Here is a 15065-nt window from a genome sequence, read left to right on the forward strand (position 1 = left end):
ACATTCCATTACAAAACCTTATTTAAGAACTAACTTTCTAAAACGTTTCTGTCCAAAAGTGAGTTTGTCCGACCGTCCAGTTTTCGCTCAAAGCCACCCTTAGAGTAATTACGTTAACTTATTATGGGGCAGAAACGAGTTACGCTTGAATGTCCGCTTCACGCCCTGAGGCATTCAACAAGCTTTTTCTACCACTAAAAGAGGAGAACCTTTCTCTTTTAGTGGTAGAAAAAGAGGAGAACCTTTCTCTTTTAGTGCTTTTAAATATTTTGATTCATCATAAGCTTTTCCTGTTTTCCAGCACCTAAATAAGATCCTTACCCATTTATAGGCCAACGCTCTTACTGCCGATTGGTGTGAATTACCTTTCGCTTTTTGCTGTGTGTTGTGGTCAACTAATTCCGGACAGTGAATTAAGTTTTTTCTCTGCTACAGCAGGGGCAACCATTTGATTATGGCTATGTGGCCTGCGCCAGTTATAATAATTCATCAAATAATTGCTAATATCTTTTTCAGCTTCTTGATAGTTACTATAACCCAATGAGGGAACCCATTCTGTTTTTAAACTTCTAAATAGGCGCTCCATTGGCGCATTATCCCAGCAATTTCCTCGGCGACTCATACTTTGTTTTATTCGGTAACGCCACAACCTTTGTTGAAACCTTTTTGCGCTGTACTGACTGCCTTGATCTGAATGAAACATCAGCCCAGATGGCTTGCCCCGTTGCTCGTATGCTCTATCTAATGCTTTAATAACTAAGTCAGTATCAGGCTTATCAGACATTGCCCAGCCAACCACACGACGAGCAAATAAGTCGATAATAACAGCCAAATAAGACCATTTTTTACCCGTCCAAATATACGTAATACCCCCACACCAAACTTGGTTTGGGCTATTTACTTCAAATTCACGATTAAGTCTGTTTGGAATGTCTGGTCGCTCTACCGTCGCTAATTTATATGAATGAGGCCCAGGTTGTTTACAGACCAATCCCATGTCACGCATTATACGGCGTACCTTAAAGACGCCTACAGGTAAGTCAGCGTCTTTTAGCATTGCCACCGACATGCGGCTACCGGCAGCTCCACGACTGAGTGAAAACAACTCACTAATCGTTGACCTAAGTCGCACCTCTTCAAGTTTAATTGATGTCACACGCTGCTTAAAATCGTAATAGCTAGAACGCGGAACATTAAATACGCTACAGACCATTTCCACTGACTCATGCTCACTTAATTGGTCTATCAACGAATATTGTTCATCTCGTCTGACATTAAGAGAGCGGTAGCCTTTTTTAAAATTGTTTTTTCTCTTTCAAGCCGATTAACTTTAGCTTCAAGCTCCTGAATTCTAGGCTGCTCAGGAGTAAGCGCTTTAGAGTTTGGTGTTGTGCCACCACGCTCTTCTTGCAATTGCTTAACCCAACGACGAAGAGCTGTTTCACCGACTTCTAGTGAACGAGCAGCTTCTGGAAATGAGTATCCATCATCAAGGACTAATTTTGCTGAATTAAATTTAAACTCTTGAGAAAAAGAGCGACGTTGTTTTGTCATAGAACACCTCTGTTTGAGTGGTAATAATACCACCTAAATTAGTGTCCGGTTTCATTGAATCACAACATAAAGGCAAAATCAGCTTTAGAGCTAGGTGCTAATTTTTCATAATCCATAAATCTGGGATCACTTTTAAATGCGGGACTACCTGACCATGATGTAGAAAATGGGGGGACTGCAACCACAGCGCTAAAACGATGATTAATATGCGCAGGCTTTTCTATCGTATTACCATTTTTAATATCAAAATTTGCGTAGTCAATACCATGCATCAACATATTCATACGTGCTTGATTATAAGTTTTTAAGTTTTTCTTTTGGCCGTAAATCTTTAAGTCAGGATCTTTAACCTCTTTGGCAACACTCAGCAATAATGAGCCTGAGCCACAAGCGGGGTCATACACCGAACTAATATTTGAATTATCTAAGGTAATTAGCCTAGCAAGCAACCTAGATATCATTTGAGGTGTGTAAACCTCTAAACTCTTTTTACCGGTAGTAATAGCAAACATATTGATAAGATATTCGAAAGCATCGCCCTGTATGCCTATCTCACTGCTTTCAAATTGAAAATTGACCTTATGAAGACTCCCTAACACTTTAGAAATTAACTTATTACGTGCATCGGCCGTTGTACCAAACTTATTAGAGGTTAAGTCTAGCTCATCAAATAAGCCATTAAAGTTATCGGCGCTGCCTGCATCTAAAGTACTTTGTTCAATGTGGTTAAGTACGTTAGTTAGATCATCAAGAATAAATTTATTGCTAGCGCCACGCTCAGCTATTACCTGGAAAAGCTCTGAGGGCTTTAAAAAGTAACCCAGCTTATCAAGCGATTCTTCTTTTACTACTTTTAGATACTCTTGGCCTTGTTCGGTGGCTTCATCAATTCTAGAAAATATAACTTCGTCTTCACTTAAAAGCTGTTCGGCAAAGATTGTGAGTTTATCGGACAGATATTTATAAAAAACAAAGCCTAATATGTAATCCCGGAAGTCATTGACATACATGCTGCCTCGCAAACTATTTGCTATGTTCCAGAGTTGCTTTCCTAATTCTTTCTGATGCTGTTGAGGCATTAATATTTTCTCTACTTAATACTCTGTTTTAAATTAACATCTACTGTGTCAATGATGTGCTCGCTAAAAGCTCTCAGGGTTTTAGCCTACAGTACTCACAAGCCATTCAATTAATCCTGCATTTACTGATAAATCAGCAAGTTTTTCAGCGTCCCACACCTGAATTAAATTATTTTTATCCATTGTATTAATATGTTCGCTTAGCTTTCTGTCAGGAGTGTGAGTTACATAAAAAGCTCTGTCATAACCTTCAATATTTAATCGTTTTTCATAGTCTTGATATAAGCTTAGATTACTCTGTGACTTCACCTGAACAATGGCACGTTCTCCTGTAACTGGCGCCAAGAGTTCTATATCTAGCGTTTTTATTGTGTTACCCGCAGAGCCAACCCTTGACCACCCCGATGAACGAAATATTAAATCGACAAATACTTCAAAATCTTGCGGTGACAACAATTGGATGATCTTTTCGAGTGAGAGCTTAAGTGATACTAAATTCGTCTCTACATTTTTAACATCAGGGTGTTGAGTATTGTTGATTTTATTAAGCAGGTACTCTTTTTCTTTAACATCACAAATTGTACCTCTGAAGCCTTGTACTTTAGTCAACTTGCCACTTAGAGTTTGTATGAAAAGTGAATTGTTCTGACTATCTACACTGCGCCAACCATCAACTGTTTTACGTGATTTTGTTCTACTGTTCTCATCAAGAAGAACTTCTTCTTCAGCAAAACAGTACCACAATTTACAGTCGTAAAATGTAATCCACATTGTTGTTTTAGGCTCGGTGTAAAACCTTTTAATTTGATTTCGATGGCTTGTTGTCGAAGCTTTGTTTGTATTATATTCCAGAGCTATAAACTCACTCACTTTATCCCAGTTATTACTTAAACATAACTCATGAGGAATTTGCCTGTAATCTAACTTTATCGTACCTTCTTTTTCAATACACTCAATCTCGTAATCACCTTTTGAGCCAAGCTTTATAAATAATACAGTTGCAGCTTTAATCGCCATTTTAAAATCCTTTTTTATTAAGTTTAATCTTCAATAAAGTAATCGCTATCAAGCGCTTTTACTTCAAATACCTGTTTAATACTAACGCCTAAGTTATGAGTAAGCATTAGCTCTGTTAGCTGTTTACCATCCACCAGCACAATACGCTTATCAATTAAACCAACATATTCGAGTGCGTCTTTACTAAAGCTGCTGGTGGTGATGATGAATACCCCATTTTTAGCGCGGTGCATATCTAGCGCACCAGCAAAGGCTTGTATATCTGGCCTACCCACTGTTTTATTGGTGTAGCGCTTAGCCTGTAAATATATCATTTCGAGGCCGAGTTTATCTTCTTTTATTACACCATCAATGCCACCGTCTTGAGTATATTGCGTAGCTTGCCCCGCATCTTTACGTGAGCCGCCATAGCCCATAGCTAGCATTAAATCGACTACAAGGTTTTCAAAAAACGCAGGGGAGGCCGAAAGCACAGCCTGTAGTACTTCATCGCTCAAGTTAGTATTGAGCGTATCTACTGCGGCTTCTATTAGCTCTTCTGGTGTTTTTTGTGAGTTGCTATTTACTAAGCTGGTGGTGTTTTCGTCTAGTGAGTTGTTAGTATCTTTAGTACGGGTTTTAAAGTCTAAAAACTCAGGGTATTGGCTTAAGTACTGGTTATTGATTTGTTCGCCCGTTTGTATGGCAGCCAACCCTTTGTGTGTGATTTTACAAAAGGCTCTTTTAGGCTGCTCTATCAAGCCTGCTTGTACTAAGTATGTTTTAGCCCAACCCAAACGATGGTAAGCATAGGTTTGCTTTCCACTAGGAATACGCAGTTTAAGCTGCTCTGCCGATAAGCTCAGGCTTTGATAAACGTTTGCTTCAATCTCTTTAAGCTTTACCGTTAGCTAAGCATAGCAGTAATGGGGTCATGAATGATTGGTAATCTGGTAACGACATACTATTCCCTGCTAAGCCGTATTAGTTAATAACTAAACAGCTAATCCTTTTGTTTTATTAGTTGAGATAATATACACATTAAGATTAAGGGACAAAGATTATGCAATGATCATGTGTCTCATATCAACACAGTTTATGTTGAGTAGTAAGAATAACTAAGAACGGACAGTTACAAACGGCTCCTGGTGCGTTTATGACTGTATTATCGGAGTTTTCACTGTTTTTATTAAACCGATGCACTAAACCTATAGGGTTTTTCGGTCTATTTACCCCAGTTTCTCACAGGTGATTTTTGTATTTTATGAAATAAGTTGTGATATTAGACTGTTTTTTATCCATTTGATGTATCAATCCTTGTTCACCATTGTCAATCACTCAAACCGATGCAGCAAACCTATATACCCTGCTTTAAACCGATGCAACAAACCTCTAGTTATAAAACAATTGCTTAGGTTTATTTTGTGCTTTAAGCTCTACTTTTCTTAGACTTGAAAGAGGGTTTATCTGGGATTTCTTCGGAAAACCGATGCAGTAAACCTCTAGTTATAGATCAATGACTTAGGTTGATATCTGCTTTATTCCCCTGTATTTAGACACTTTAAGGGCATTATTCGGTCCCTACCTGGAGAAAACCGATGCAACCAACTATAGGGCTTTGGTGGTGGGCTGAAGGTAGCGCTTTTAAAAACCTGTTAAAGCGCTACTTATCCTGGTATCACTAAAGCTGCCCAAAGAAGTAATCAGCCCGCAACTTACTTCTTCGCAATCTAAGTTTGATTGGAGTAAAGGTTTTTATCGCTAGTTTGTGCCAGTATTGAGCAATCCTCTTATAAAAAGTTTTCTTATTAGGGATTTCACATCCGTACCGATTTGATAATTGTACTATCGAAACGCCCTTTTTTGTTGACGACTTGTTTTCAGTATTTCGTTAGTAAACAAAAACCTCTCATCTGCAGAACTTCTATCATTAAATGGGGAAAATACTCTGCCTCTTTACTTAGAATAAACCCTATGGAACTTTCCAATCACTTCCCAAATAACTATCTATCTGGGATTGTGATGCATATTTCCACGAAGGCAGCTTATACATAACTATTACAGGGGATTGATAGGGGAACTCCCTGTATTTCTGGGATTGTGATGCGTATTTCCACTAAAATAGCTCATACATAGCTATTACAGAGGATTGATAGGAGCATTCCCTTTATTTCTGGGATTGTAATGCATATTTCCGCAAAAATAGCTCATACATAGCTATTACAGGGATTAATAGGAGCATTTCCTATTTATCTGGGATTGTGACTTGGTAGTGAGATATTTATCCAAAATAAAAGTAGCGTTTAAAAATAAAACTTAAATGGTCTCTTTAGAGACCTAAATATATACTTGCCTGTTCAAGTTAAATATTTGATTGATTTTTAGTCTTTTAAGGGACCTTTCAAAGGCCTTTATGAATAGGTAATAACTTCCATAAGCGTCTAATAAAGGGCACCTGCTAATAATCAGTCAAAGCTATTAATCTTTCTCCAGCTTTACATGAGGAAAACACGTAGCCTTGAGTTCTGGCGTAGTATTATAGAGGAGTAGCAAGTTAACAATTTAACTATCACTGAGTATTGTCAGCAAAGTGCTTTATCAAAAACAATACTTTATGCCGCAAGAAACAAATTAAAGTCATTACTTGGCTGTATTGATATGGCGATGATAAACCGGGGAAAGGCGCTAATATTTTCTGTTTGATTATTATAATAGCCATGTAGGCTAATGTGCGACTAATCTTCTTGATGTGAGAGGCTTTACTATGGCCAAGCTACAGATAAATATTTTTGATATTAACCCCATTTTAGAGATCAGATATTTACTTACTCCATAGTGTTTTTAAAGCTTAATTCTTTTTAATAGTAGCTTAATAGAGTAATTAGTCTTGATTATTAACTATTTCACTAATGAGTTAGTAAGATGTTGATCCAATTAACTCGTTAGAATCGTCATTAACTTATTCACATATCCACAGTACCTATTAATTCTATTAAATCTATTAAAACTATTAAAACTATAAGAACTATAGGTGTCTGTAAGTTATTGTTATTAATAGATAAAAACATGGTAACAGATCATATATTTGGTGTTTTAGATCATATATTTGGTGTTTTAGATCATATATTTGGTGTTTCGGATCATATACTTGGTGTTTAGATTACATATTTTTGGTGTTTAGATTACATATTTTTGGTGTTCTTTTTTAGAATAAGGTTCTGACGACATACACTATTTTTATAGTATATGTCTCATTGCTAGCATGCAAAATGATAGATTAAGCTCTTTTTTAATATATTTAACACAATTCTGAGGTTGAAAGTTTGTAATTGTGTATATGCGTAACATATTTTTGGTGTTGAGAGCTTGTATCTTTGTATGTACGTAACATATTTTTGGTGTTGAGGGATTATATTTTTGTATGTAACATTTTTTTGTGTATGTAACATATTTCTTATCATGGAGATTATATCTTTGCATGTACTATTTTTGTAGGTATGCAACATATTTTTGGTGTTAGGGGTTATATCTTTGCATGTACGTAACATATTTTTGGTGTTGAGAGCTTGTATCTTTGTATGTACGTAACATATTCTTGGTGTTTTATTTATTTGTAGGGCTATATTCGTCGTATTTTATGGGAAGTTATTAAAAATAGGTCTACGTGAGCATATTTTATATGAGCTACATTACATATTTTTGGTGTTATTGAGAGCACATACCAAAAATATGTAATATGCTTTTTAATATGGAATATCTAAATTATCTATAGTCAGTTTATTCGCAATATCAATTTCTTCTTTGCTGGATGCTTGTTCTGCGCGGTTATTACGCCTTTCAATCAAGGTTGTAGCTATTTTATTAGATAGCTCCTCATTACCAGTGTAATTGTATGCAGAAAGTAACAGTTTAAGTTCTGCAGTTGATAATTTTTTACCATTGCCTTCAGACTTTAATTGCTGCCTTTTAAGCTCTAGCTTTTTAATAGTTGTAATAGCATCGCGTTCATTAAATTCCTCAATATTGCCTTTTGTTATCCAACTCATAAGGAATTTGATAGCTATGATTTTGTTGCCTTGTTTTTTTAATTCGTAGCCAACTTCACCATTAGCACTTTCATAAAATAATAGCTCTTTATTTGTTGTCGGATTGGCCTTGAGAATATCAATGCTGCTTCTAATGCATCTCTGCATAAAAACCCCATTATTTTTAAAAGATAATTTATCTGATTTTAAATTCCCTTTTTCATCATATAGACCAAATAAACCTTTTAGTTCATCAAGCTTAATCAAGTGCATTTCGTAGCCGGGCTCTTTAAACCTACTAAGTATTTCATAGAGTCGCTTTGCGTATTCCTGTTTTATGCATAAAAAGCTTGTGGTATTGATCAGCGCAAATCCTTGCTTATACTCTATAAACTCAGACTTCAGAAGATCATTAGGTATCATTGTAAATGTGCGGTTTTTATAGCTTATATTTTTAAATATTGGTTTATAGTCAAATTCAATTTCACCATTACCATCTTCAGTTTTTATACCAACGCTATATCGTGATAGCCGCATAGCTACAGGGTTAAGGTATGTCGCTATATGTTTTGGCGCTATATTGAGCCAATTGGAGAGCTGAGATGCTGAAAACTCGTATTTAGGGGTTGTTCCAACCCAATCACTTTCTTTCATAGTTGCAATCATGAGTGCAAATATATCTGCTTCACGGGCAGATAAATCTTGGCGACTAAATACTATCTGATGGCTCTTTTTTATGTGTTTAGGAAGAGAATCCCTTGAAACTACTTTCTTTTTCTCATCGATACTCATTTCTTCTTCCAATGTCGAGACTGTATTTGCTAGTTGATGACATATTCTTGGTGTTTTTACTAGATTACACATATTAGACATTAAAATATACTCTCTAATTAGCTTATATTTCGATGATGAGGGGAGCTTTTATTTGTAGTTATTTCAATAGTCATTTTTTAAAATAACGATAAAAATATTCCTCAAGTTGTATTTTGCCTACAAGCCACATTTGCCAACACCTACGGCTTCTTTTTTGGTAATTATTCAATGTGAATAACTCAAATTATAAAACTAAAACTAAAACAAAAATCAAATACCTCTAAAACACATGGACAACTCAAAAAACAAGGGATACACTTGTTTTAAATAAAAAGGGATTCATCTATGACCATTGAAAAGACTACTCACATTTTTCAAGATTTAAAGGAAGGCGCTGATCGCTATATAAAAAGACGCAATCAGAGGCTTTTAGTAAATCATCGTAAGGAGCTTAGAAGTTTTACGCGAGCTGAAGCATCTATATATTTAGATATTGATGTAAAAACTTTAGATAGGTATTGCGCTTCACTGGGTATTGACCCACGTAGACACGAAGATGCACAGTGGTCAATTGACATCGAAGAAATTTATAAAGTAAGAGATTCGCTCTCTGTTGAATTACGTAAAGAACCTAAGTTCAAACGTAGTGATAAGCAGAAAGCACAGATTATAGTGATTCAGAATCAAAAAGGTGGTGTTGGTAAAACAGTGTCAAGTGCAACAATAGGTTCAGGACTAGCTACTGAGTTTCATCAAGAGTATCGCGTAGGTCTTATTGATATGGATGGACAAGCTACACTATCAATGTATTACGCCCCTGAATCAGCACAAGAAGGTTGTTTATCTGTAGGCGATCTGATCATGGGAAACTATGAATTAGACGAAAATGAAACTAAAAAAGAAGCTATTTCAAGTGCCTTTTTACCTACTACAATTCCAAACCTCCGTATTTTACCTGCCTCACAATCAGATCGTGGTATTGAGGGGTGGTTTCATGAAGGCGTATTTAATAAGTCTCTAAGTTCGCCCTACTCTATTTTGAGTAAGATTTTAAATGAAGTTGAAGATGAATTCGATATTATCATAATAGATACCCCTCCATCATTAGGCTATGCAACGTATAACGCTTACTACGCCGCAACCAGTGTACTTTTCCCACTATCAATTACAGAAAATGACATAGATGCAACGTGTTCTTATTTTTCATATATACCGCAAGTCTGGGGATTATTGAATAATGCTAAGCATCAGGGGTATGACTTCATGAAAATACTTATTACAAATCATAAAGACAGTTCAACAACAACGGAGTTACTCAATAGCCTTAATGATAGCTTTTCACCTTATTTATACTCTAAAGAATTTAAAAATAGTGAAGCTGTAAGGCAGGCATCATCTTTATTATCAACGGTGTTTGATATGTCTAAAAGTGAGTACCCAAAAAGTAAAATGTCATACCAAGTGGCACAGCAAAATGCTTATGAAGTAACAAGTCAACTACAGCGCGATATTGTAAATGTATGGCGTAAGCAAGAGCAGGAGCAGGAGTAAAATCATGGCTAGAAAACGTGGAATAAGATCACCACTTGGCAATGCAGTCGGAGCGCAAGATGCAATCGAGTCAGGACAGAAAAGTAATATAGAGTCGCTTGCAAAGCAATTAAAAGCAGAGGTCACTGGTTCTAAATTATCACTAATGGATGTATTACAAACCCATCTAGGGATAAGTAATGTTGGAGAGAGTGTATCCTGGAAGTTAAAATCAGGAAAAATAGCGCAATTTGTTCCTATTACATTAAGTTATCAGCAAGTTAAAGAGCTTACTTCGGTCACATTTGAAGTGAATGGTCGAGATCAATCTGGTCTTACCAAAGAATCCCTTCAAGATCTAGACTCATTATGTATACAACAATATTACCCAGCTATAGGCCGAAGAGTTAATGGCGTAATTGATCTGCTAGATGGCTCCAGGCGTAGAGCTAGGTTTTTGCTTGAAGCAGGTAAAATTAACTCATTTAAAATATTAGTCACAGATGACGATATTAGCTCTGGTGACGCTAAAGCATTAGCTAAGCAGCTGCAAGTTAGTAAAGAGCACAACTTACGTGAAATTGGTATGCGTTGTCAGTTAGAAAGTCAGCTTTATGAAAAAAAATATAATAAAAAACTCACGCAATCTGAATTAGCTGAAGAAATGGGCTTAAGCCAAGCTAAGGTAAGTAAGGCGCTAACTGCTGCCTCTATCGATAGTGCTATTATTGAGCTGTTTCCGGATATTTCTTTATTGTCACACTCAGACTACAAAGTATTAAATACAGTACAAAAAACGTTAGGTGAAAACGTAAATGAATTTATAAAGGATATAGAAAGCAATATAATTAATATCAATAGTGAATTAGTTCAAGACGATTATAAAGAAGCTGTATTAAAAATAGTTACAGACGCTATTAAAACATACAAACCTAAGCCAACCGAGCAGGCTATCGTTACTCCACTTGCAAATTTTAGCAAAAAGAATACCTATGCACGTAAGCGCGTTAAAGGTAGAAAATTCGCTTATGAGTTTTCACAGCTAACAAAAGAAGTACAAGATACTTTAGACCAGGCTATTGCTAAAGTGTTGCAAGACTCGCTTTAATAATAAAGGTATTCAGTCATAGCTAATTTATGAGTGAATACCTTTTAGATTCCTCAACGGGAAATTTGTTTTAAGTTATTGTTTTTAAGTATCTTTGTGTTTTTTATTTCTAGTTATTCAGGCTGAATAAATCAACAGCATCTAGCCTGACTCATCCCATCGAGAGATTGCCAGAAGTTTAAATATTTTACCTGTTACTAATCACCTTAAAAAGGCCTATGAGTTAGACTTAAATTAATGGCCAAATTCAGGCGCATCTCATGCAAAAAATGTCTAAGGTAAAATATTAGTAATACAGTGAACAGCCCCGTTTAGACTACATCCGTGAGGTGTGTATCTGCCCACTTAGACTACACCGTCCTGCTTAGACTGTATTTTCTGAGGCATATTACTGCCCACTTAGACTACACCGTCCTGCTTAGACTGTATTTTCTGAGGCATATTACTGCCCACTTAGACTACACCGCCCTGCTTGGGCTGCATTTGCTGAGGCATATTAGTGCCCACTTAGACTACACCGCCCTGCTTGGACTGCGTTTTCTGAGGCATATTAGCGCCCACTTAGACTACATCGTCCTGCTTGGACTACACCCGCTAGGCGTTTTGTCCACTTAGACTGCATCGTCCACTTAGCAATTTCGCTGTAAACCCTCTCTCGAGGGCGGTGAAAAGTCACGATGGTATGGAGTTACTGTTTATTTTTGGTGCAACAAATTATAACGACTTACCACACTGCTCAAAAAGCCATCGAGAAAGATCAACAAGCGCGAGTATTTATGCGTAAAAGCGCGAGTATTTATGCGTGGATAACTTTCTGAAAACAGAGGTTTACCCACAGAAAGGTGTCCTATAGGCAGTAATATAAGCTTTTTTGTGGGTAACTTGTTGTTGGAGTTTTACTTTAGCGAGAGACTGCCAGAAGTTTAAATATTTCACCTGTTACTAATAACCTTAAAAAGGCCTATGAGTTAGACTTAAATTAATGGCCAATACCCGTCCTTCTTGGACTGGACTGGATTTGATTAAGATTGATTTCTAATATCATTATGTGTACTTCTAAGAAATATTTTATTATTTAATAATATGCTAAGGTTCATGTGAACTACTCGCAACTAAAGCAGCGAGCTTCCAAGATAACAGCCTAAGTCGCTAACTCTTCTTTTTTGACGCTTCGTTGGACACCGCTAGTCGAGATTTAGGCTCGGCTAGTCTTACGATTGCCTCCACGTCCACTATCTGACTTGGTTCGTAGAACTCCACCGTCAGACAACACCATTCCAGTTTCTAATATTAGGTTAATTGCCCGTTTCTTAATGACCTGTGATGCGTTGTTATCTGCATTGTCAGTGTTTCCACAGTTACCGCACAAAAATAGTTCTTGTGATCCTCGGTTGTCGGGGGGAGTGTGATCGCACTTGGCGCACTCCTGACTGGTGTAGGCTGGATTTACTTTGAATACGGCTTTCCCTGCTTGGTAAGCTCAAAGGAAAATCGTCATACATGCTAAAGCGCGAGTATTGGGGGCGGATAAAGACAATGCTTTGGGGTAATCACTTTTGGTCGCCTAGCTATTGTGTCATGTGGTGGTACGAGTTTGGGTGTGGTTAAGCAGTACATCGAAAACCAAAGCACACCACCAAGTGAAAGAGCTATTAAAACATCACGCGCTTTAAGTCACAAAAAAGACTAGTTACCTTTTGCGCAATCTCGCCCTTAAAAGGGCGAGATTGCGCAAGCATAATGTTCAAGTGGTAATCCCCCCTAGTATTAATATTCCCAGCTGTTATCAACATTAAAACCAAAGTCGCAGATACTGTGAGCAGTCTAATGGTTTGCTTACCTGCTTTTAATTTTTTCGTCTTGAGCTGCATTGCTAGTCCTTTCCAATATTCTTTTAGCTCGGCATTACTCTTAAGTGATCGCTTAATTGGCGCTGTGGTTGCTTGTGAGCGTGATACTCAGTTAAGGTATGCTCTTGCTGGTGGTGTGTTGGTTTGGCGCTGCGTGGCTCGCTACAGCGCTTTTAAAGTCATGGTTATTTCTATTCACGGTCGTTCTTTGCTTGGGTAAACATCATTGGGTAACTTGAGCCATTTACTTTCTCGCACTAATGCAGCGATTTGTCCTTTGGCTGATTAGGTGTTTGAACATTCCAGTTTTTCAAATTATTGAGTCTATGATAAACCTAGGAGTAACTCAATGTAGGAAATTTCTTTATATACCAACATGACACCCTAGGTTTTAATAAAGGGCCGAAGTTAATTTGGTGTTTCCTAAGCCTCAAACCATTTTGCTAATCTACTTTTAAAATCTTATTACTTTCTTACACTCAAACTCTAAGCATCAACTTTTCTATTTTTGTAGCTAAGAGATTGCGCACTTCATCACCGTCATCCAGCTTTAAGGTTGTACCTACAGTCTCCAAATCAAACCCCCTTACCTCTGTTAGCAATAACCTTATTATCAACTAAAGAAAAAAACTTTTAATAATTAGAGCATACTAATTTCGACGCTCTAACGATTTAGGTAAAAAAATTTCAAACGGAAACGAACGCAAAACCAAAAAAAGTAGTTGGTCACACACAACTAAGGAAAGGTTGATAAATAAGAAAAAATGTAAATAACTACCATGTGCATTTTAAATTAAAGCTGCACATGTGGAACGGGGAATTAAGATAAATATCGCCTTTAAAAAAAATAAATGCACATACATGTGCATTTATTAGTAAAAAATGCACATGCGGAACGCGAGAAAAGCAAGGCGTGAACATCTCAAAAAAAACAAGGTGCCTCTAAAGTAAAGATGCACATACATGTGCATTTAAAATTAAAGCTGCACATGTGGAGCGGGGAATTAAGATAAATATCGCCTATAAAAAAATAAATGCACATGCATGTGCATTTATTAGTAACAAATGCACATGTGGAACAATTGCAAAGCAAGGTGTGAGCGTTTTAAGAAGAATAAGCCAGCTCTAAAACAAAGATGCACATATACATGTGCATTTATTAATTAAAGCTGCACATGTGATATAAAAACAAAGTAAAACGTAGAACACTCAAAGTAACAGGTGATTTTAAAACAGAGCTGCACATACATGTGCATTTAACTTAATTAAATCAAACTTAATTGCTGTGATTTATAGGTAAAAGCTGCACATGTATGTGCATTAATACTTTAAATCATCTACTAGGAAAAATGCAGCGCGCTATTAGCGTTGGTTGAGTTAATAAAAGTTTAATTTCACCATTTTAGCGATGTGCTAATCTATATTTATTAAAGGATGGGCAAGGATACGAATGACTTTTTAACCATCACATCTATATGGTTTTGTTACTGCTCATTTGTATTTAAAAAGGCGAAAAAATAGGTTGAGAGGTGTTATTAAGGGCAAAAATAAGCTGCTTATATTTATAATTTTATATTACGTAATTTCTGTATGGAGTATAAATTTGATAGTGAAAGATAGGGTCAACTACTCACCCCTAAAGGGATGAGCTTGTAAAAGCGCTTGTTGACCAGACCACTAACTGAGGATTAGAAATGTTAGTAAAACGATAATTTAGATGTAGAAACCTTGGAATGCCGCCTCAGTTCCACGCTCTTTCGTGGCACTGTAAACAGTCCTATTGAGTTATGGGCAGTCAACCACGTTGCGAAGCTAAATTATCTGGTCGAGAGGAAGTCGAGTTTGCTGTGTGCCTCAAGCACAGTTATACGCACAACTCGAAGGAGATACGCGCTATGTTAGCGTATGTACTTAACAAGCACGGGAAGCCTTTGATGCCTTGCAAGACAGCTAAAGCACGTAAGCTGCTTAGAGCTGGCGAAGCTAAGGTAGTCAAACGCACCCCGTTCACAATCAAATTATTGCATGGGTCTAGCGGCCATACTCAGCACGTAGTTGCTGGCATGGACACTGGCAGTAAACACGTTGGCTGTGCAGCTATCGCAAATGG

Annotated in this window: 9 protein-coding genes and 2 pseudogenes; 4 read left to right on the forward strand and 7 right to left on the reverse strand. The window is 36.9% G+C overall.

Annotated features, from left to right (window positions below; all coding sequences use genetic code 11):
- Positions 1-174: 174 nt before the first annotated feature.
- The 6 genes and pseudogenes from I6F41_RS17015 to I6F41_RS17040 all read right to left on the reverse strand — a co-directional run.
- Positions 175-381 (reverse strand): annotated as a pseudogene (locus tag I6F41_RS17015) (hypothetical protein); the annotation flags it as partial.
- Positions 382-391: 10 nt separating this feature from the next.
- Positions 392-1554 (reverse strand): IS3 family transposase gene (locus tag I6F41_RS17020; protein WP_197108837.1). Its coding sequence is split into 2 segments (ribosomal slippage): positions 392-1299 and positions 1299-1554, totalling 1164 coding nucleotides; the frame shifts between segments, so codons are not numbered across the junction.
- A gap of 59 nt (positions 1555-1613) precedes the next feature.
- Complete coding sequence (locus I6F41_RS17025) at positions 1614-2633, reverse strand: type I restriction-modification system subunit M (RefSeq protein ID WP_197108839.1); 1020 nt, start codon at positions 2631-2633, stop codon at positions 1614-1616.
- Positions 2634-2714: 81 nt separating this feature from the next.
- Positions 2715-3650, reverse strand: a complete 936-nt coding sequence (locus tag I6F41_RS17030; RefSeq protein ID WP_197108841.1) for a hypothetical protein — start codon at positions 3648-3650, stop codon at positions 2715-2717.
- A gap of 23 nt (positions 3651-3673) precedes the next feature.
- Complete coding sequence (locus tag I6F41_RS17035; RefSeq protein ID WP_331460904.1) at positions 3674-4519, reverse strand: restriction endonuclease; 846 nt, start codon at positions 4517-4519, stop codon at positions 3674-3676.
- 2853 nt (positions 4520-7372) lie between these two features.
- Complete coding sequence (locus I6F41_RS17040) at positions 7373-8446, reverse strand: replication initiation protein (RefSeq protein WP_181718196.1); 1074 nt, start codon at positions 8444-8446, stop codon at positions 7373-7375.
- Between the two features lie 366 nt (positions 8447-8812).
- On the opposite strand from I6F41_RS17040, the gene I6F41_RS17045 reads away from it, so the two are divergent.
- Both I6F41_RS17045 and I6F41_RS17050 read left to right on the forward strand, forming a co-directional pair.
- Positions 8813-10018: a ParA family protein gene (locus tag I6F41_RS17045; protein WP_089369339.1), complete on the forward strand. Its 1206-nt coding sequence runs from the start codon at positions 8813-8815 to the stop codon at positions 10016-10018.
- Between the two features lie 4 nt (positions 10019-10022).
- The gene (locus I6F41_RS17050) at positions 10023-11105 is read left to right on the forward strand and encodes a ParB family protein (RefSeq protein WP_181718171.1); all 1083 of its coding nucleotides are present in this window, start codon (positions 10023-10025) and stop codon (positions 11103-11105) included.
- 1195 nt (positions 11106-12300) lie between these two features.
- Here I6F41_RS17050 and I6F41_RS17055 read toward each other — a convergent pair.
- Positions 12301-12570: pseudogene (locus I6F41_RS17055) on the reverse strand (zinc ribbon domain-containing protein); the annotation flags it as partial.
- A gap of 2 nt (positions 12571-12572) precedes the next feature.
- On the opposite strand from I6F41_RS17055, the gene I6F41_RS18215 reads away from it, so the two are divergent.
- Both I6F41_RS18215 and I6F41_RS17065 read left to right on the forward strand, forming a co-directional pair.
- Positions 12573-12713: a transposase gene (locus I6F41_RS18215; protein WP_442960632.1), complete on the forward strand. Its 141-nt coding sequence runs from the start codon at positions 12573-12575 to the stop codon at positions 12711-12713.
- Between the two features lie 2137 nt (positions 12714-14850).
- Positions 14851-15065: RRXRR domain-containing protein (locus I6F41_RS17065; RefSeq protein WP_197108843.1), on the forward strand; the 215-nt coding region annotated here is incomplete at its 3' end.

The sequence above is a fragment of the Pseudoalteromonas sp. SCQQ13 genome (assembly GCF_015864415.1).
In the GTDB taxonomy this organism is placed as follows: domain Bacteria; phylum Pseudomonadota; class Gammaproteobacteria; order Enterobacterales; family Alteromonadaceae; genus Pseudoalteromonas; species Pseudoalteromonas nigrifaciens.